Here is an 18067-nt window from a genome sequence, read left to right as displayed (position 1 = left end):
GCTCCGCTCCGCGGATGAACACCGGACGACAGTGGGCTCCCCCGCGCGGCCTCGGCGCGCGGGGGAGCCCACTGTCGTCCGGTGTTCATCCGCGGAGCGGAGCACCGGCACGTCCGGTTCGCCGTGCCGGTCCTCCGAGCAGGCGCGGCGCCGGCTACCACAGCGCCGCCCGCCCGTGCACGGGGTGGCCCCGGAGGCGCGGCTCGCCTGGGATGGAGGGGAGCGGCCCGATCCGGGTGCCGCGGACGGAGGAGCCATGCCCGACCAGTACACGTTCACGAACCCCGCCACCCAGTACCCGGACGTGACTCCGCCGGTCCAGCAGCAGCCCGAGCCCGGGCTGCAGTCGCGGATGACCCCGGTGCCCGACCTCGGCGAGGAGAGCTACCGCGGCACCGGCAGGCTCGCGGGCCGCCGCGCGCTCATCACGGGAGCCGACTCCGGGATCGGCGCAGCCGTGGCCATCGCCTTCGCCCGCGAGGGGGCCGACGTCGCCCTCGCCTACCTCCCGAGCGAGGAGGAGGACGCGCAGCACGTGATCGGGCTGATCCGCGCGGAGGGGCGCACCGCCGTGCCGATCCCCGGCGATCTCACGAGTGCCGAGTACTGCACGCGGCTCGTGGCGGAGGCGGTCGAGGGCCTCGGCGGGCTCGACGCGGTGGTCAACGTGGCCGGGAAGCAGATCTGGAAGGAGGACCTGCTCGACATCACCGACGAGCAGTTCGAGGCGACCTTCGCGGTCAACGTCTTCGCTCCGTTCCGGATCATCCGCGCGGCCCTCCCGCACCTGCCCGCGGGCGCCACGATCATCAACACGGCGTCGGCGGAGGCGCACAAGCCCGCCCCCGACCGCCTCGACTACGCGATGACGAAGGGCGCGATCAACAACCTCTCGAAGGGCCTCGCGCAGCAGCTCGCCGCGAAGGGCATCCGCGTGAACGTCGTGGCGCCCGGCCCGACGTGGACCGCCCTGCAGGTGAGCGGCGGCGTCGACCCCGAGAGCCTGCCCGACTTCGGCTCGAGCGAGTCGCCGATGGGCCGTGCCGCGCAGCCTGCCGAGCAGGCCCCGGCCTACGTGTTCCTGGCGTCCGCCGAGTCGAGCTTCGTCGCCGGCGAGACCCTCAACGTGAACGGCGGCATGGTCTCGCCCTGACCCGCCGCGCCACCGGCGCTCGCTGCTGGACCGCCGAGACGCCTCCGTCCTGCTCGAGACAAGGGCTCGCGTCAACCCTCTCCCGAGCGGCGGGGGGCGCGAGGTGCCATGGAGGGACCACCACGAAGGAGCACCATGAGCACCACGACCGTCCTCCCCATCGAGACCTACTCCGACGAGCAGGGCTGGCACAACCGCATCGCCCACGCCCGCGTCCCGCTGAGCCACCACGAGTCGCGCCAGGAGGCGGAGGAGGTCGGCGAGGAGATCGCCGAGCAGCGCGGCGGGGAGCACGTCGTCCTCGGCTGACGGCCGGCGCGAGGCGCGGCATGCCGTGCCCGGCCGGGGACGCGCCCGGCCCGCAGGCGCCCGCTCCGCAGACGCCCCGTCCCGCGCGTGTAGCGCCCTCGACCCCGCCCGGTCAACCTTCTCGACCTCCCGGCCCCCTCCTCCCTAGCGTGGCCCGTCGTGCTCGCTCCCGAGCGCGCGACGAGAGGACGACATGGCCACCACGAGCGACGCCCCCGCGACCGGAGAGGCCGGCGGCACCTCCCTGCGCCGCCGCATCACCGGCCCGCTGCTCTACTTCTTCATCCTCGGCGACGTCCTCGGCGCGGGCATCTACGCCCTCATGGGCACGCTCTCGGCGGAGGTCGGCGGCGCCGTCTGGATGCCCCTCCTGCTCGCGCTCGGCCTCGCGCTGCTGACCGCCGGCTCCTACGCCGAGCTGGTGACCAAGTACCCGAAGGCGGGAGGCGCGGCGGTGTTCGCGCAGCGGGCCTTCCAGCGCCCGATCGTCTCGTTCCTGGTCGGCTTCGCCATGCTCGCGGCCGGAGTGACCAGCGCGGCCGGCCTGTCGCTCGCGTTCGCCGGCGACTACCTCGGCACCTTCCTCGACGTGCCGACCGTGCCGACGGCCATCGTCTTCCTGATCCTCGTCGCGTGCCTCAACGCGCGGGGCGTCGCGGAGTCGCTGCTCAGCAACACGGTGATGACCGTGATCGAGGTCGGCGGCCTGCTGATCGTGATCGGATGCGTCGCGCTGCTCGTGGCGGGCGGAGGCGGCGACCTCGCCCGCACGGTCGAGCTCAGCTCCGAGCAGGCGCCGGCGCTGGCGGTGCTCGGCGCGGCGATCATCGCGTACTACTCCTTCGTCGGCTTCGAGACCTCGGCCAACATCGCCGAGGAGATCCGCGACCCCAGCCGCGTCTACCCGCGCGCGCTGTTCGGCTCGCTGCTGACGGCCGGTGCGGTGTACGTCCTGGTCGGCCTGGCGAGCTCGATCGCGCTGCCCGCCGACGAGCTGTCCGGATCCTCCGCCCCGCTGCTCGAAGTCGTGACGGCGAGCGGAGCCGGGGTGCCGGCGTGGCTGTTCAGCCTGATCGCGCTCGTCGCGGTCGCCAACGGAGCGCTGCTGACCATGATCATGGCGAGCCGCGTCACCTACGGCATGGCGAAGGACGGCCTCCTCCCGGACGTGCTCGGCCGCGTGCTGCCGAAGCGCCGGACGCCGTGGGTGGCCATCGCGGTGACCACGCTGGCGGCGTGCCTCCTGACCCTGGTCGGCGATCTGGCGACCCTCGCCGAGACCGTGGTGCTGCTCCTCCTGCTGGTGTTCATCAGCACGAACGTCTCGGTGCTCGTGCTGCGGCGCGACAAGGTCGAGCACGACCACTTCCGCGTGTGGACGGCGATCCCCGTGCTCGGCATCGCCTCGTGCGTGCTGCTCCTCAGCCAGCAGGACCCGATCGTCTGGCTCTACGCCGGGATCCTCCTGGTGGTCGGAGTCTTCGTGCACCTGGCGACCCGCCGCTCGTCCCGCCGCACCGCCTGATCCGGCGGGGGATGGGCCGGCTGCACCATCCGACCGTCCTCCCTCGGCCGAGCCCCGTTCGCCCCGCGACCGGTCAAGCCCCTGGGCGGACGGCCGTCCGGGGCGTGGGATGGGGGGAACGGAAGGAGCACGAATGACCGACACACCCTCCCGCGAGGAGCTGCCGCTCCCCGACTGGAACGACATCCCGCTCGGCACGCTCGCGGAGCGCATCCGCCCGCTCGACGAGGCCGGCCTCGTCGTGCTGCTCGCCTACGAGGAGGCGCACGGGCACCGCCTGCCGGTGACGACGATCCTGCACTCGCGCCTCGAGCAGCTGCGCGGGGGAGCGGAGCCGGCAGGCAGCGTGCCGGAGTCGCTGCCCGAGGTGTCCCGCTCGTCGTCCGGATCGCCGGTCTCACCGGCGACGTCCGGTCCGCCGGTCAACCCGCCCTCGCACGGAGTGCCGACGAACCCGGCTCAGCCGCGCTGACGGCGGCGGGCGGAGTCGCGGTCGCGGCGGCTCCGCCCCCGTCGCGTGCTGCCCAGGGCCTGCCCAGCGCGCACGGGCAGACTGTTCGGAGCCGATGACGGCGACCGGACGAGGGAGCAGTACCCGGAACGCGACAAGACTGACTCGTAGGAGCTGTCATGTCCTGGATCGTCCTCATCCTCTCCGGTGTCCTCGAGGCCGTGTGGGCCACCGCCCTCGGCAAGTCGGAGGGGTTCACCCGGCTCGGCCCGTCGGTCGTCTTCGGCGTCGGCGTCGTCGCGAGCATGGCCGGCCTCGCCTACGCGATGCGCGAGCTGCCCACCGGCACCGCGTACGCGGTCTGGGTCGGGATCGGCGCTTCGCTGACCGTGCTCTACGGCATGTTCTTCGGCGGCGAGGGCTTCTCGCTCGTGCGCACGCTGCTGGTCCTCGGGATCGTCGGCTGCGTCGTCGGCCTGAAGCTCGTGCACTGAACCGAGGCCCCGTCCTCTCCTCCGCGAGGCCGCTCCCGTGCGCGACACGCCGACGGAGGCGCACCGGACTGGCATCTCGCCGAGGGTCCGAGGCCGGTGGTTGCAGGACGCCGCGCGTTCCACCTAGGCTCGGCGCATCAGGGGAGAACGATCGTTCTTCGGTTCTCCCCGCCCCCCAAGGAGGACTCATGCCCACTCGTACCGCACGCACCGCCTGGAACGGCTCGCTCGAGACCGGCGAGGGCCAGGTCGAGCTCTCGAGCTCGAAGATCGGCACCTACGACGTCTCGTTCCCCAAGCGCGCCGCCGACGACGCCAACGGCTCGACCAGCCCCGAGGAGCTCCTCGCGGCCGCCCACTCCGCCTGCTACGCGATGCAGTTCTCGGCCGTCCTCGGCCAGGCCGGCGGCACCGTCGAGGCGCTCGACGTCCGCGCCGACGTCTCGCTCGGCCCGGACTCGGCCGGCGGATTCAAGCTCACCGGCATCAAGCTCATCGTGAGCGGCGAGGTCTCCGGCATCGACGAGGCCGCCTTCCTCAAGGCCGCCGACGAGGCCAAGGAGACCTGCCCCGTCAGCAAGGCGCTCACCGGAGTCGACATCACGCTCGACGCCACCTTCGAGGGCTGAGCCCCTCCGCACGTCCCGAGCACCCCGTCGCGCATCGCGGCGGGGTGCTTGTGCGTCCGGCGCGGCGTATCGAGACCCCCGCCACCACCGGCCGCCCGGCGCCCCCTGTCGTCAGACCGCCGCCGGCGCGTAGCGGAAGCCGGCGCCGAGGTGCTCCTCCGGCAGCCGGTCGCCGCGGCCGTGCAGCTTCTGGCGGAGGCTGCCCTCGACGTACTCCTCCGGGTACGCGCCGCGGCTGCGCAGCTCCGGCACGATGAACTCCACCACGTCCTCGAAGGTGCCGGGCGTGATCGCGTAGGCGAGGTTGAACCCGTCCACGTCGGTCTCCTCGACCCACTCCTGGAGGTGGTCGGCGACCTCCGCGGGCGAGCCGACGACGAACGGGCCGAGCCCGCCGATCACGCTGAGCTTGGCGATGTCACGGACCTTCCACTCCGAGCCGTCCTCGTTCGCCTCCTGGAAGTTGGCGACGGCCGACTGGATCGCGTTGCTCTTCACGTTGCCGATCGGCTCGTCGAGGTCGTACTGCGACAGGTCGATGCCCATCCAGCCCGACATGAAGACCAGCGCCCCCTCCTCGCTCCCGTAGGAGAGGTAGTCGCGGTGCTTCTCGTGCGCGGCCTCGCTGGTCTCGGCGGTGATGATCGTCAGCAGCGTGTAGATCTTCGCGGAGTAGCGGTCGCGGCCGGCCGCCTCGAGGGCGTCGCGGATGCGCGAGACGGTCGCCTTCAGGCCGGCCTTCGTCGAGGACGCGACGAAGATCGCCTCCGCGTTGCCCGCCGCGAAGCGGATGCCGCGCGGCGACGCTCCCGCCTGGTAGATGACGGGGGTCCGCTGCACCGACGGCTCCGAGAGGTGGATGCCGGGGACGGTGAAGTTCTTGCCGCGGTGCCCGATCTCGTGCACCTTCGCCGGGTCGGTGAACACGCCGGACTCGCGGTCGCGGACGACCGCGTCGTCCTCCCACGACCCCTCCCACAGCTTGTAGAGCACCTCGAGGTACTCGTCGGCGACGTCGTAGCGGTCGTCGTGCTCGAGCTGGTCCTCGTGGCCCATGTTGCGGGCGGCGCTGGGGAGGTAGCCGGTGACGACGTTCCAGCCCACGCGGCCCTTCGTCAGGTGGTCGAGCGTCGACATGCGCCGCGCGAACGGGTACGGGTGCTCGTAGGCGGTGCCGGCGGTGATGCCGAAGCCGAGGTGCTCGGTCGCGGCGGCCATCGCCGAGACGAGGAGGATCGGGTCGTTGACGGGGACCTGCGCGCCGTGGCGGATCGCCGCCTCGTTCGAGCCGCCGTAGACGTCGTAGGTGCCGAGCACGTCGGCGATGAAGATGCCGTCGAACGTGCCGCGCTCGAGCAGCTTCGCCAGGTCGGTCCAGTACGAGAGGTCCTTGTACCGCCAGGACTGGTCCTGGGGGTGGCGCCACATGCCCGAGGACTGATGGGCGACGCAGTTCATGTCGAAGGCGTTGAAGCGGATCTGGCGGGTCATGGAATCGATAGTGCCCAGCGGAGCCGCGAACGGGTACCGAGCGCGACGCACGGCGTCACAAAGCGACGCCCGTCGAGGCGCCCGGCAGGTCTGGGTGGTCGGCGACGTCCTCGACGAGCTGGCCGACCTCGAGGACCGCATCGGCAGCGCGATGATCGCGAGTCGGAACGGGTGATGCGCCGGGGCGCACCGCCCCCGTCCGCCGACCGGGCGGCTCCTCCTCCTACGCCAGCTCGCGCCCCAGGAAGCGCACGTGCTCGCCGATCTGGAACGCCTCGCCGCCCTCGTGGCCGTTGAAGGGGTAGACGCGGATCTCGCGGGGTCCGGCATAGCGGTTGTAGGAGGCGTAGACGGTGGACGGCGGGCAGATGTCGTCGCGGAGCGCCACCGAGAACAGCGCGGGGGACTGCGCGTAGGGGGCGAAGGAGGTGCCGTCGAAGTACGAGAGGGTGTCGAACACGCGCGCCTCGGCGCCGCGGTGGGTGTGCAGGTACTGCACGATCTCGCCGTACGGCATCGTGTCGACCAGCCGCACGGCGTGCGGGATGTGGGAGAGGAACGGCACGTCGACGATCGCGGCGCGCGCCGACTCCGACTCGCCGAGCAGGCCCAGGATCCCGGTGACGGCGAGAGCGATCCCGCCTCCCTGGCTGCCGCCCGAGACGGCCACGCGGGAGGCGTCGACCGCGGGGTGCGCGCGCAGCACGTCGAGCGCGCGGACGGCGTCGGTGAAGACGCGGCGGTAGAAGTGCTCCGCGGGCGACTCGATGCCCTGCGTCATGAAGCCGGAGACGTGCGGCCCGCTGCCCACCGGGTCGGGCGTCGCTCCGGAGCGGTGCCCGGACCCCTGGCCGCGGGTGTCCATGACCAGGTGCGCGTAGCCGGCGGCCGACATCGCGGTCCACTCCGCGAGCTGCCCGCGGCCGCCTCCGTAGCCGATGAAGGTCACGAGCCCGGGGAGGGGGCCCTCGACGCCGCGGGGGAGGATCAGCCACGCGCGGATCGGGTGGCCGCCGAAGCCGGAGTAGGTGACGTCGAAGGTGTCGAGCAGTCCGAAGCCGGCGTCGACCCGCTCGAGGCGCGGCTCGGTCGCGACGGCCCTCGCCTCGGCGATCGTGTCGCGCCAGAACTCGGCGAACCCGGCGGGCTCGGCGATCTCGGGGGCGTACTGCTCGAGGAGGTCGAGCGGGAGGTCGTACTGCGGCATCACGGACTCCTTCTCGGGCAGCGGCGCCCGAGGACCGAGGCTACTGGAGGCACGGGCCCACCTGGGTGCGGCGTGGGAGAACGCCGCAGAGCGGAATGCCTGGGCACCCTCCGCGTTCTCCTCAGCATGACGACGTACGGAATCATCGGAGCAGGCAACATCGGCAGCCAGGTCGCACGGGCGGTCATCGCCCTCGGGGACGAGGTGGTCATCGCGAACTCGCGCGGCCCCGAGACCCTCGCCGACCTCATCGCGGAGCTCGGCCCGAAGGCCCGCGCCGCCACGGCACAGGAGGCGGCCGAGGCCGCCGAGATCGCCGTGGTGACGGTGCCGCTGAAGAACCTCGAGGAGGTGCCGGTCGCCCCGCTCGCCGGCAAGATCGTCCTCGACACGAACAACTACTACTTCGAGCGCGACGGCCGCATCGAGGCGCTCGACAAGGGCGAGACCACGACCAGCGAGATGCTCCAGCAGCACCTCCCGGAGTCGAAGGTCGTCAAGGCGTTCAACCACATCATGGCCGCCGACATCACCACCGACGGCACCCCGGTCGGCACGCCCGACCGCCGTGCCCTCGCGACGTCGAGCGACTACCCCGAGGCGATCCACTTCGTGACCGACCTCTACGACCGGATCGGCTTCGACACCGTCGCGATCACGCCGCTGAGCGAGTCGTGGCGCGTCGAGCGCGACCGCCCCGCCTACGTGGTGCGGCAGAACCGCGAGGAGCTCGAGGCCAACCTCGCGAAGGCCCCCCGCACGGTCTGATCCAGCCACTCGGAGGGGAGCGGAGCTGCGGCGCCGCTCCCCTTCTGCATGTCCGGACGGCGTCGGAGGCGCGCCCGGGACGGCTCCCTCGGCGCTCGCCGCCGCCGGGCCTGCGATAGTCGAGAGGACCAGCCACGCACCAGAGAGCCCCGATCGGGCTCCGAGAGGAGAGGCCTGCCATGCCCTCGACACCCCGTTCCGTCCCCTCCCGCTCCGGGCTCTCGCGCCGCAGCGTCGTGATCGGCGGTCTCGCGGTGCTCCCGCTGCTCAGCGCCTGCACGCCCGACTCCTCCGCTCCGGACGACGCTCATCAGGAGGCGCCCCGCACCCGCACCGCGGCTCCGAGCGGGCCGGTGGCGCTCGCCCCGGACGCGCTCGCCGCGAGCGCGGCCCTGTTCGCCGCGGCTCCGCTGGTCGTCCTGGTCGAGGACGTCGCCGAGTCCCGCCTGCGCGCCGCCCAGGTGAGCATCGCCTGGGGCGTGCCGCTGCTGGTCGGCTCGGCGGGATCCGGAGCGACGGCCGCCCCGACCGCGGACGCCGCGGCCGCGGGATCCACGGCTTCCGACACGCCGTCCGATCCGGGGGGCCCGTCCGACTCCGCGCCCGGATCCGCCACCCCGTCCGCCGCTCCGTCCTCCGCCGCTCCGACCTCCGACGCCCTCGCCGCCGAGTTCGCCCGCCTCGGCGTGACCCGCGTGCTCGCGATCGGCGACGTCACCGCGCCCGAGGGCGTCGACGTCGTCGCCTCCGCCTCCGACGCGGCCGCCCTCAGCAGCGCGTCCGGCGTGACCGTGACCGACCTGGCGCTCGCCGACCTCGCCGCCGCCGCGCCGTCCACCGCCTCCGACGCTCCGTTCGGCGCCCTCCCGGCCCGGGCCGACGCCCTGACCGGCCTGCACGCCCTCGCCCGCGCGCAGGACGCCGACGTCGCCGCGCTGGCGACCGCCCGCGCGGCCGGCGTGCCCGTCACCGTGGTCGACGGCGACGACCTGCTCGCCTCGGGCGGAGCCGTGACCGCGATCGCCGCGGCCGACGCCTCCTGCACGCTGCTGCTCGGCCCCGTGCTCGCCGCCCAGCCCGAGCCCGAGTGGGCCGTGCGCGCGGCCGCGAGCGGCTGGCAGCTGCCGGGCGGCGGCCAGCGGATGTTCGGCGGGCACCTCTTCGTCGCGATCTACGGCACTCCGGGCGCTCCCGTCCTCGGCGTGCTGGGGGAGCAGGGCCTCGAGCCCACGATCGCGCGGGCGGAGGCGGTGGCCGAGCCGTACCGGGCGCTCACCGACAAGCAGGTCGTGCCGAGCCTCGAGATCATCACCACGGTCGCGGCGGGCGACCCCGGTAAGGACGGCGACTACTCCAACGAGCTCGACGCCGCCGACATCCGCCCCTACATCGACGCGGCGCAGGCGGCGGGGATGTACGTGGTGCTCGACCTGCAGTCGGGGCTGACCGACTTCCTCACCCAGGCGAAGCAGTACGCGGACCTCCTGTCGCTGCCCAACGTCGGCCTCGCGCTCGACCCGGAGTGGCGCCTGCTGCCCGGCCAGAAGCCGCTGCAGCAGATCGGGCGCGTCTCGGCCGCCGAGGTCGACAGCGTGTCGGAGTGGCTGGCCGACCTGGTGCAGAGCGAGGGGCTGCCGCCGAAGATGTTCGTGCTGCACCAGTTCCGGCTGTCGATGCTGCAGGACCGCGACAGCATCCGCCGCGACCGGCCCGAGCTGGAGTTCCTCATCCACGTCGACGGCCAGGGCTCGCAGCCCGACAAGCAGGCGACCTGGGACGCGCTGCACGAGGGCGCCCCCGAGGGCATCGGCTGGGGCTGGAAGAACTTCTACGACGAGGACGCGCCCATGCTCACCCCCGCCGAGACCATGGCCGAGGTCCGCCCCCTCCCCGACCTCGTCACCTACCAGTAGGCGGAGACCGAGGGCGGGCGTCAGCGGCGCAGGAGCTCGCCGGAGACGACGCCCGCCTCGACCTCCTCGAGGGCGCGGCCGCGGGTCTCGGGCACGCGCTTCCAGATGAAGACGAGCGCGAGCAGGCCGACGGCGCCGAACAGGAAGAACGTTCCGGTGATGCCGACGCCGGAGACGAGGGTGGGGAAGAACAGGCCGAGCACCGCGTTCGTGATCCAGTGGCAGAAGATCGCGATGCCGACGCCGACGCCGCGGATCCGCAGCGGGAAGATCTCGGACAGCATCACCCAGGTGACGATGTTGAGGAACGTCTGCATGCTCCCCACGAACGCGACGACCAGCACCAGGATCACGTACGGCCGCGCCGGGTTCCCCACGGGGAGCGCGACGGAGGCGATGCCGATCAGGAAGTGCATCGCGGTGGTCAGGGAGTAGCCGAGCAGGAGGGTCGTGCGGCGGTTCATCGTCTGCATGAGCCGCAGCCCGATCAGGCCGCCGATCACGGCGATCGCCCCGGGTGCGATGTTGGCGACGAGCGCGCCGTCGTGGTCGAAGCCCGCCTCCTTCAGCACCGACTGGCCGTAGTACATGATCGAGTTGATGCCGGTGAGCTGCTGGGCGACTCCGATCCCGATGCCGACCAGCAGGATGCGCACCGCCCAGCGCTCGCGCAGCGCCTGCAGCAGGGGGATCCTCGGGCCGTCCTTCGCGCCGATCGAGCGGGCGATGGTCTCCGCCTCCGCATGGGCCAGGTCGGGCGTCCGGATGGTCGTGAGCACGTCGAGCGCCTCGTCGCGGCGGCCGTGCGCGATCAGCCAGCGCGGCGACTCCGGGACCCGGGTCATGCCGAGCAGGAGCGCGGCGGCGGGGAGCGCGGCGACGGCGAGCATGATCCGCCAGACGCCGGGCAGCTCGCCCCAGACGGTGCCGATGACGGCGTTGGCCACGAAGGCGGCGAGCTGGCCGATCACGATCATCAGCTCGTTGCGGCCGGCGAGCGAGCCGCGGATCTCGGAGGGGGAGATCTCGGAGAGGTAGATCGGCACGACCACCGAGGCGCCGCCGACGGCCAGCCCGAGGACCGCCCGCCCGAGGACCATCACGCCGAAGCCCGGCGCCACCACGCAGACCAGGGCGCCGACGAGGAAGAGCACGGCGAGCAGGCGGATCGTGGTCCGCCTCCCGAGGGCGTCGGCGAGGCGTCCGCCCGAGATCGCGCCGATCGCGGCGGCGAAGAGGAGCGAGCTGGTGACGACCCCCTCGGTCAGCGCGGTGAGGCCCAGCTCGGTCGACATCGGCTCCAGGGCGCCGTTGATGACGCCGGTGTCGTAGCCGAAGAGGAGGCCGCCGAGGGTCGCGATGAGCGCGATGAGGCCGAGACGCTTAGTCGGCGCCTCCAGGGAGGTGGTGGTCATCCGCTCACTCTGACGCATGGCCGCGCGATGAGCGAACCCTGGACCGTCGGGGGAACCCGGTGTAGCGGGTCCCCTCGACGGCCCGGGGCCCCTCGACGGCAGGGAGGGGGGAGGGAGCGTGCGGAGGGGGTGCTCAGGAGGAGACGCGCGCGCCCTCGCGCAGGCCCTCCTCCTTGGCCTGCTGCACCAGGGCGGCGATGCGGCGGCGCGAGCGCGAGCGCCCGGCGAGCAGCGCCGCGAGGATGAGGGCGACGCCGAGGACCACGAGCAGCTGCGGGACCGGCACGGCGGCGACCGTGATCGACTCCGTCACGGGAGCGGTGGCGACCGGCTCCTGATCGGCGGCGGCGACGGTCGGTGCGATGGTCAGGTCGGCGCCGACCCCGAAGAGGGGCCAGATGCCGTCGAGCTGCACCGAGACGCTGCGCCGGTCGCCGGGCAGCAGCTCCTGCTGGGGCGCGTCGGCCGCGACGACGGGGGCGGTGGCGCCCTGGGCGCTCGCCGTGCCGTCGAGCAGCAGGCGCACGTTGCCGGTGTTCACCACGTCGGCGACGAGCGAGAGGGAGCCGGGCTGGAACGGGTTCCAGGAGAGGCGGTAGTCGCTGGCCAGGTCCTCGACGGAGAAGGAGGGGGTCACCTCGCCGGTCACGCGGGTCATCACGCGGAAGCCGATGCGGCTCTCCACTCCGACGTTCGCGCCTCCCGCCTCGGTGCCCTGCGAGAGCACGGAGGCGGCGATGCCGGCGGCGTGGTCGCCGGGGGTGGCGTTGTCGGGGACCGTCACGGTGAACGGCACCACGCCGCTGCTGCCCGGATCGACGGTCACGGTCTCGGGGGCGGAGATCCACAGCCCGGCGTCGACCGACTCCTGGTCCGAGTTGAGCATGTTGAAGCGGCCGGTGTCGGTGAAGTAGCCGTCGGCGCTGGTGATGCTGAAGGTCACGGGCTGGTCGCTGAGGTTCCGCACGACCGCCTCGTCCGAGGCGCTCGCGCCGGGGGCGAGCTCGAGCTCGACCCACGCGCGCTTGTCGGGGACGCCGTCGGTGGAGGGGCTGACCGCCCAGGTGATCGCTCCGTCGGCCGCGACGGCCGCCGGAGCGACTCCCGCGCCGAGGAGGGCGACGATCAGCGCGAGCAGCGCGGGGAGGAGCGGGCGGCGGGGAGCGGCGGAGCGGCGCGGAGCAGTCATCAGAACCTCATGGTCGCACGGGGGAAGCACGACGCGGCCGGGCGGGCGGGCCCGGCCGCGTCGGCCGTGGTGGGATCGCGGCCGAGGGAGTGCGTCCCCCGGCCGCGACGGGTCACTCGAAGAGCGACAGGGTGATGGTGGACGAGTACGCGCCGGCGTCCACGTTCACGGGGGTGCGGAGGAAGAGGTCGGCGTCGGCGCTCCAGGAGCCCTCGGGGTTGACCTGCTGGGAGTTGCTGGCGACGATCGCGAGCAGCTCCTTGCCCTTCAGGCCGACGCCGTTGGCGCCGCCGTCGATGGCGGTGCCGACCTCATCGCCCGCGGCGACCTCGCCGAGGTCTCCACCGTCGACCAGGTCCGGGGTCCAGCCGAGGTTCTCGGCGCCGATGGTCGAGCCGTCGGCCGACGTGAAGTCGCTCGCCGTGCCGATGACGTACCACGCGGAGTCGGGGGAGACGTCCGCGGCGTCACGGGTGTCGGTGACCGTGACGGTGGGCAGGGTGCCGGTGAACTGGCGGCGGACGTTGTCCGAGCCGGTCTCGGTCAGCGTCGTCGAGTCCGCGGCGACGGTCATCGAGAGGGCGCCGGTCCCGGGGAGGTCGGCGATCTCGACGTTGATGTCGACGTCGTCGTTGCCGTAGTTGACCTCGGCGGCGAACGCCGTTCCGGCGACTCCGAGCAGGAGGACGCCTCCGGCCAGTCCAGCGGCTCCGCGGATCAGAAGGGATCGGGTATTCATGTCGGGTGTTCTCCGTTCTCCGGCCGGCGTCGTCGCCGGCTCGATCTCAATGGGTGTGGGTCGTGCCCGCGGATCAGCTGCAGCTGGCCGCGGAGTAGGGGGCGGTCGCGGAGGCCGTGGCCGGCTTCCCGCTGATGAACGCGGTCGCCGTGGCGGTCGCGGATCCGTCGGTCACGCTCGTCGCCCGGGTGGTGAAGGCGGCCGAGACGGTGGCGCCGGGAGCGACGTCGGCGAAGCTCTTGGAGCCCCACGTCGTGCCGATCACGATCTTCGCGGCGAAGGCGTTCGGGTTCGTGGCGGTCGCGGTGACGACGATCTTCCCGGCGGCGCAGCGCGTCGTGGAGGTCGTAGTCACGGCGATCGCGGGTGCCGAGTCGGTCACGGGACCGACGGAGGCGGAGGCCGTCGCCGGCGTCCACTGCGGCTTCGCGGCGGTCACGGCCACCGAGATCGTCGCTCCGCGGTCGGCGGCGGTGAGCGTGTAGCTCGACGCCGTCGCCCCGCTGATCGCGGTCCCCCCGCGCTTCCACTGGAAGCCGGTCGCCGTCCACGGGGAGGAGGCGGAGGCGGTCAGCGTGCTGCCCACCGTCGCCTTCCCCGTGATCGAGGCTGCGAGCGGCGCGGTGTCGACGATCGTCTGCGCGGCGACGCTGGTGAGGGTCGGGACGACCTTCTGCATGAGCCCGGTCGTCTTGTCGAAGGTCACCCGGTCGATCGTCGTCTCGCGGTGCTGGCCGTCTCCGCCGGGGATGGCGAAGCGGTGGTAGGCGATGTACCAGTCGTCCGTGCCGGGCACGTTGACGATCGAGTTGTGGCCCGTGGCGAGGATGCCCTGCGAGGTGTCCTTCTCGAGGACCACGCCGCGGTAGGTCCACGGTCCGTCGACGCTCGTCGAGGTGGCGTAGCCGACCTTGTAGTTCTCCGAGCCGGTGTCGTCGATCGAGTAGGTGAGGTGGTACAGACCGTCGCGGTAGTTCAGGAACGCACCCTCGCGGAAGTCGGTCAGACCGCTGATCTTCTTGATCGTGCCGGTCTTGATCGAGAGCATGTCGTCGGACAGCTCCCCGTAGAGCGGGTCGCCGTTGCCCCAGAAGAGGTAGCTCTTGCCGGTCTTCGGGTCGGTGAACGCGGCGGGGTCGATCGCCTGGCCGGACCGCACGGACTCGCCGTTGGTGATCATCGCGGTCGGCTGCGCCGTGAACGGGCCCATCGGGCTGTCCGAGACGGCGACTCCGATCGTCTTGCGGTTCAGCGAGGAGTTCTCGCCGGAGAAGTAGAAGTAGTACTTCCCGTTCTTCTCGATGATCGTCGGCGCCCAGGCGTTGCCGGTCGCCCACGGCACGTTGCCGTTCGCGCCGTCGAGCGTCAGGAAGGGCTGCTCCGAGCGGGTCCAGTCGATGAGGTTCTTCGAGGACCAGGCGTAGAAGGTCTTGCCGCCCCAGCCGGCGAAGCCGTCCGAGGTCGCGTACAGGTAGTAGGTGTCGCCGAAGACCGCGATGTTCGGGTCGGCGTTCAGGCCTGCGAGGACGGGGGACTTCATGACGACGGCCTTCAGGGTCCAGGTGGTCGCGGTGCCGCCGGCGGCGGGCGTGAGCACGACCGTCTGCGGGGTGGAGAGGTCGCGGACGGTGCCGGAGGCGGGGCTCGCCGTGACGCCGGCCGCGGTGGAGAAGGTCGGGGTGAGCTTCGTCAGGTCGGTCCCCGGCTTCACCGGGAAGGTGACCGTCCTGCTCGCCGAGTCGACGATCGGGGCCGTCTTCAGGACGTCGCCGCTGAGCGACAGGTCGACCAGGGCCGACGTGTTGCCGGAGGCGGCGAGCACCTCGGAGGCGCTGAGGGCCCGGTTGTAGACCGAGAACTCGCGGATCTGGCCGCGGAAGCGGTTGTCGGCGTCGTAGTTCGAGCGCCCGATGTAGTTCGCCGAGGTGGAGCCGCCGCCGATGTCCTTCGGGTCGGTCGTGACGGTGCCGCTGGCGACCTTCACTCCGTCGAGGTAGATCGTGCCGGTGGTGCCGGAGAGCGTGTACGTCAGGTGCGCCCAGGTGCCGCGGGGGAGGGCCGAGCCGCCGGCGACGGTCTGCTCGGTGGTGTAGTTCCCGGTCGCGATGCTGGTGCGGTAGTTGTTGCCCGAGGTGAAGAGGTAGCCGTCGCCGGCGCCGTTCGTGGTGTTGCCCAGGCCGTAGAGGAAGTAGGCGCCGCCCTGCGCGGGGTCGATCCAGACGTCGGACTGGATGGTGAGGTCCGTCACTCCGGCGAGCAGGTCGTTCGGCAGCTTGACGTAGTCGTCGGTGCCGTCGAGCTGCAGGGCGCCGTCCTTCCAGGTGCCACCCGAGGGCAGCGTGCCGTTCTGGTTGTTGCCCGAGCTGTCGCGCACCGTGGTGCCCGAGCCGCCGTCGAAGGTGTAGCGGAGGATCTCGCCGGCCGCGTTGACCGGCTTCGCGGCGGGGCCGGTGCTGCTGGTGCCGTAGGCGGCCGTCAGGCGCGCCTCCTCAGCGCTCGACAGGCGGAGCACCGAGCCGTGGCGGAAGGGCTTCGAGAACGAGTACGTGTTCGCGCCGGTGGTGGCGACAGGAAGCGCCGTGAACCGCATGTCCGCGAGGGTGTCGGTGACGTAGGCGGAGTAGCCGAACGAGTCGCCCATGACGACCCAGCGGCCGTCGGGCAGCTGGTAGACGGTGAGGCCCTCGAGGTGGTCGGAGAGGCCGCGGGACTTCTCCTCGCCGAAGCCGATCACGCGGGTCCAGGGGCCGGCGAGACTCGGGGCCTTGTCGACGACCGTGCGCCAGTCGGCGGTGGAGAAGCGGTAGTACGTGTCCCCCTCCTTCGCGATGGTCGTGTCGATGATGCTGCCGCGGCTCCCGCCGCCGGCGGCGGGGTTCTCGTCCAGCCAGACCTTCGGGGTGGAGAAGCCGACGAAGTCGCGCGTGGTCGAGACGTAGACGCGCTGGGCGGAGGCCCCGCCGGTCAGCGTCTTGTCGCGGGCGGCCCAGTAGACGTAGTACTGGCCGGTCGCGTCGTCCCAGATCGCCTCAGGAGCCCAGACGTTGCCCGCGTCGGGGAAGCCGGCGAAGACGATGCTCTGATCGCTCCAGTTCACGAGGTCCGTCGAGCGCCAGACGACGAGGTTCTTGCTCGCGTTGGTCTGGTCCCAGGTGCCGCCGGGAGCGGTGCCCTCGGCGTGCAGGTCGGTGCCGATGATCCAGTACTCGTCGCCGGTGGGGGAGCGCACGAGGTGCGGATCGCGGACGCCGAGGGTGCCGCCGAGGTTGGCGAGCACGGCCTTGTCGTTGTTGAGCTTCGACCAGTGCAGACCGTCGGTGCTGGAGCCGAAGTAGATCTTCTCGTAGTCGGTCGAGGCGAAGTGGGTCCAGAGGTAGCCCGCGTCGTACTGGGTGTCGAGGTCCGCGGGAGCCGCGGTCACCGTGACGGGCAGCTGCCGGGTCGCGGTCGTGCCGGCGATCGTCGCGGTGAGTGTGACGGGCGTGGCGGCGGACCGGCGCTTCACGACGCCGGTCGTGCTGAGCACGGCCGTGTTCGAGGAGGACCAGGCGACGTCGTAGGAGCCGGCCTTCGCAGGCAGCGTCACGTTGCCGCGGACGTCGCCGGAGTTGACGATCGAGAGGGCGTCGAGCGCCTTCTGGGCGTCGGCGTTCACGTCCTTGGCGGGCACGGTGGCGGTGAAGGTGCGGGTGGCCGTGGCCGAGCCGCGGGTGGTCGTGGCGGTCAGCTCGACCGAGGCGACCCCGGTCGCGGGTGGCGTGACGACTCCGCTGGTCGAGACGACCGCGGAGTTGCTCGAGGCCCAGGCGATGGCGGAGCCGTTGGGGCCGGTCGTCGGGAGGGTGAGGTTCGCGGAGACCGAGGAGAGGCTCCCGAGGTCCAGGGCGGCGGAGTCGCGGGAGACGCGCGTGCTGTCCGGGGCCTGGAGGGTCGCGACGTCGGCCGCGCTGAGCGCCGTGCTGTAGACGCGGAAGTCGCGGACCGAGCCGGCGAGGGTCTTGTCCGCCGTGTAGACGGAGCGGCCGATCGCGTTCGCGGTGGTGGTGCCGTTGCCGATCGCGGCGGGAGTGATGGTCACTCCTGTCTGCTGCGCGACCTGGGTGCCGTCGAGGTAGAGGCGTGCGGTGTCGCTCGCGTCGTCGAGCGTGTAGGTGAGGGTCTTCCAGACGCTGCGCGCGAGGTTCGCGTTGGAGTTGACGGTCTGCTCGGTGGTCCAGTTGCCGGTGGCGATCGAGGCCTTGTAGCCGTTGCCCGTCGTGTAGAGGTAGCCGTTCCCGGCGCCGTTCGTCGTGTTGCCGAGGCCCCAGATGAAGTAGGGCGTGCCCTGGTTCGCGTTCACCAGGACCTCGGTGCTGACCGTGATCGAGTTCAGGCCCGCGAGCAGGTCGTCGGGCAGCTTGACGTAGTCGTCGGTCCCGTCGAGGGCGACGCCCGCGGCTCCGCGAGGAGCGGCTCCGTTGACGAGCGTGCCGGTGCGGCCCTTGCCCGAGCTGTCGGCGACGGTCGTGCCGCTCGTCTCGTCGAGCGCGTAGCGCAGGACGAGGCTGTCGGAGGGAGCTGCGCTCGCCGACTGGGCCGTCAGAAGGGGGACGGTGAGGGCCACGGCCGTCACGAGGACGAGTGGTCGCAGGAAAGGCTTCATCGCGCTTTGCTCCAGGGTCGGCACCATTGCTGAGGGGAGGGAGTGTGCCGGCTTCGTACGCGGCAATGTTCACGGTAACACTATGTTGACGACAACGTGAAGAGCCTAACCGGATCATTTCCCGACACTCCAGAGGAGAGGC

Annotated in this window: 15 protein-coding genes and 1 riboswitch; of the genes, 9 read left to right on the top strand and 6 right to left on the bottom strand. The window is 72.1% G+C overall.

Annotation, left to right across the window (positions count from 1 at the left end; translation table 11 throughout):
- The first annotated feature begins 256 nt into the window (after positions 1-256).
- The 6 genes from C5C54_RS08820 (at position 257) to C5C54_RS08795 (ending at position 4561) form a co-directional block, all read left to right on the top strand.
- Positions 257-1153, top strand: a complete 897-nt coding sequence (locus C5C54_RS08820; RefSeq protein ID WP_104227027.1) for an SDR family oxidoreductase — start codon at positions 257-259, stop codon at positions 1151-1153.
- A gap of 135 nt (positions 1154-1288) precedes the next feature.
- Positions 1289-1462, top strand: a complete 174-nt coding sequence (locus C5C54_RS08815; RefSeq protein ID WP_159940661.1) for a DUF2188 domain-containing protein — start codon at positions 1289-1291, stop codon at positions 1460-1462.
- 193 nt (positions 1463-1655) lie between these two features.
- Positions 1656-2987 (top strand): APC family permease, encoded by a 1332-nt coding sequence (locus tag C5C54_RS08810; protein ID WP_104288171.1) that lies wholly within the window; start codon positions 1656-1658, stop codon positions 2985-2987.
- A gap of 133 nt (positions 2988-3120) precedes the next feature.
- Positions 3121-3459 carry a hypothetical protein gene (locus C5C54_RS08805; protein ID WP_104288170.1) on the top strand — a complete coding sequence of 113 codons (339 nt, stop codon included), beginning with the start codon at positions 3121-3123 and terminating at the stop codon, positions 3457-3459.
- A gap of 85 nt (positions 3460-3544) precedes the next feature.
- Positions 3545-3608: riboswitch (guanidine-III (ykkC-III) riboswitch) on the top strand.
- Between the two features lie 9 nt (positions 3609-3617).
- The gene (locus tag C5C54_RS08800; protein WP_104222377.1) at positions 3618-3932 is read left to right on the top strand and encodes a multidrug efflux SMR transporter; all 315 of its coding nucleotides are present in this window, start codon (positions 3618-3620) and stop codon (positions 3930-3932) included.
- Positions 3933-4120: 188 nt separating this feature from the next.
- Positions 4121-4561: an OsmC family peroxiredoxin gene (locus tag C5C54_RS08795; protein ID WP_104222378.1), complete on the top strand. Its 441-nt coding sequence runs from the start codon at positions 4121-4123 to the stop codon at positions 4559-4561.
- A 111-nt stretch (positions 4562-4672) separates the two neighbouring features.
- Here C5C54_RS08795 and C5C54_RS08790 read toward each other — a convergent pair whose 3' ends face one another.
- Positions 4673-6052 (bottom strand): LLM class flavin-dependent oxidoreductase, encoded by a 1380-nt coding sequence (locus C5C54_RS08790; protein WP_104222379.1) that lies wholly within the window; start codon positions 6050-6052, stop codon positions 4673-4675.
- On the opposite strand from C5C54_RS08790, the gene C5C54_RS17925 reads away from it, so the two are divergent.
- The gene (locus tag C5C54_RS17925; protein WP_181127866.1) at positions 6051-6227 is read left to right on the top strand and encodes a hypothetical protein; all 177 of its coding nucleotides are present in this window, start codon (positions 6051-6053) and stop codon (positions 6225-6227) included. The two genes, C5C54_RS08790 and C5C54_RS17925, sit on opposite strands and share 2 nt — an antisense overlap.
- Positions 6228-6275: 48 nt before the next feature.
- On the opposite strand, the gene C5C54_RS08785 is transcribed toward C5C54_RS17925, so the two are convergent.
- Positions 6276-7259 carry an acetylxylan esterase gene (locus C5C54_RS08785; RefSeq protein WP_104222380.1) on the bottom strand — a complete coding sequence of 328 codons (984 nt, stop codon included), beginning with the start codon at positions 7257-7259 and terminating at the stop codon, positions 6276-6278.
- A 126-nt stretch (positions 7260-7385) separates the two neighbouring features.
- Here C5C54_RS08785 and C5C54_RS08780 point away from each other — a divergent pair, with 126 nt between their 5' ends.
- The gene (locus C5C54_RS08780) at positions 7386-8027 is read left to right on the top strand and encodes an NADPH-dependent F420 reductase (protein WP_104222381.1); all 642 of its coding nucleotides are present in this window, start codon (positions 7386-7388) and stop codon (positions 8025-8027) included.
- Between the two features lie 179 nt (positions 8028-8206).
- On the top strand, positions 8207-9940 hold the full coding sequence (locus C5C54_RS08775; protein ID WP_104288169.1) for a hypothetical protein: 1734 nt from the start codon (positions 8207-8209) through the stop codon (positions 9938-9940).
- Between the two features lie 20 nt (positions 9941-9960).
- On the opposite strand, the gene C5C54_RS08770 is transcribed toward C5C54_RS08775, so the two are convergent.
- The 4 genes from C5C54_RS08770 to C5C54_RS08755 all read right to left on the bottom strand — a co-directional run bounded on the left by C5C54_RS08770 (position 9961) and on the right by C5C54_RS08755 (position 17925).
- A complete protein-coding gene (locus C5C54_RS08770; RefSeq protein ID WP_258063280.1) occupies positions 9961-11355 on the bottom strand; it encodes a sugar porter family MFS transporter in 1395 nt (464 codons plus the stop codon).
- A 133-nt stretch (positions 11356-11488) separates the two neighbouring features.
- On the bottom strand, positions 11489-12544 hold the full coding sequence (locus C5C54_RS08765) for a WxL protein peptidoglycan domain-containing protein (protein ID WP_104288167.1): 1056 nt from the start codon (positions 12542-12544) through the stop codon (positions 11489-11491).
- A 112-nt stretch (positions 12545-12656) separates the two neighbouring features.
- Complete coding sequence (locus C5C54_RS08760; protein ID WP_104227017.1) at positions 12657-13283, bottom strand: hypothetical protein; 627 nt, start codon at positions 13281-13283, stop codon at positions 12657-12659.
- Between the two features lie 73 nt (positions 13284-13356).
- Positions 13357-17925 (bottom strand): family 43 glycosylhydrolase, encoded by a 4569-nt coding sequence (locus C5C54_RS08755; RefSeq protein ID WP_181127865.1) that lies wholly within the window; start codon positions 17923-17925, stop codon positions 13357-13359.
- Positions 17926-18067 lie beyond the last annotated feature (142 nt).

Source organism: Rathayibacter sp. AY1F2 (genome assembly GCF_002930885.1).
Lineage (GTDB): Bacteria > Actinomycetota > Actinomycetes > Actinomycetales > Microbacteriaceae > Rathayibacter.
Note: the sequence above shows the minus strand (reverse complement) of the source record. Positions and strands in the feature narration are given on the sequence as shown.

Coding starts and splice junctions, on each gene's coding strand:
- C5C54_RS08800 (WP_104222377.1), top strand. CDS start 3,618: ATGTCCTGGATCGTCCTCATCCTCTCCGGTGTCCTCGAGGCCGTGTGG.
- C5C54_RS08765 (WP_104288167.1), bottom strand. CDS start 12,544: ATGACTGCTCCGCGCCGCTCCGCCGCTCCCCGCCGCCCGCTCCTCCCC.
- C5C54_RS08810 (WP_104288171.1), top strand. CDS start 1,656: ATGGCCACCACGAGCGACGCCCCCGCGACCGGAGAGGCCGGCGGCACC.
- C5C54_RS08755 (WP_181127865.1), bottom strand. CDS start 17,925: ATGAAGCCTTTCCTGCGACCACTCGTCCTCGTGACGGCCGTGGCCCTC.
- C5C54_RS08785 (WP_104222380.1), bottom strand. CDS start 7,259: ATGCCGCAGTACGACCTCCCGCTCGACCTCCTCGAGCAGTACGCCCCC.
- C5C54_RS17925 (WP_181127866.1), top strand. CDS start 6,051: ATGGAATCGATAGTGCCCAGCGGAGCCGCGAACGGGTACCGAGCGCGA.
- C5C54_RS08790 (WP_104222379.1), bottom strand. CDS start 6,052: ATGACCCGCCAGATCCGCTTCAACGCCTTCGACATGAACTGCGTCGCC.
- C5C54_RS08770 (WP_258063280.1), bottom strand. CDS start 11,355: ATGACCACCACCTCCCTGGAGGCGCCGACTAAGCGTCTCGGCCTCATC.
- C5C54_RS08780 (WP_104222381.1), top strand. CDS start 7,386: ATGACGACGTACGGAATCATCGGAGCAGGCAACATCGGCAGCCAGGTC.
- C5C54_RS08815 (WP_159940661.1), top strand. CDS start 1,289: ATGAGCACCACGACCGTCCTCCCCATCGAGACCTACTCCGACGAGCAG.
- C5C54_RS08820 (WP_104227027.1), top strand. CDS start 257: ATGCCCGACCAGTACACGTTCACGAACCCCGCCACCCAGTACCCGGAC.
- C5C54_RS08795 (WP_104222378.1), top strand. CDS start 4,121: ATGCCCACTCGTACCGCACGCACCGCCTGGAACGGCTCGCTCGAGACC.
- C5C54_RS08760 (WP_104227017.1), bottom strand. CDS start 13,283: ATGAATACCCGATCCCTTCTGATCCGCGGAGCCGCTGGACTGGCCGGA.
- C5C54_RS08775 (WP_104288169.1), top strand. CDS start 8,207: ATGCCCTCGACACCCCGTTCCGTCCCCTCCCGCTCCGGGCTCTCGCGC.
- C5C54_RS08805 (WP_104288170.1), top strand. CDS start 3,121: ATGACCGACACACCCTCCCGCGAGGAGCTGCCGCTCCCCGACTGGAAC.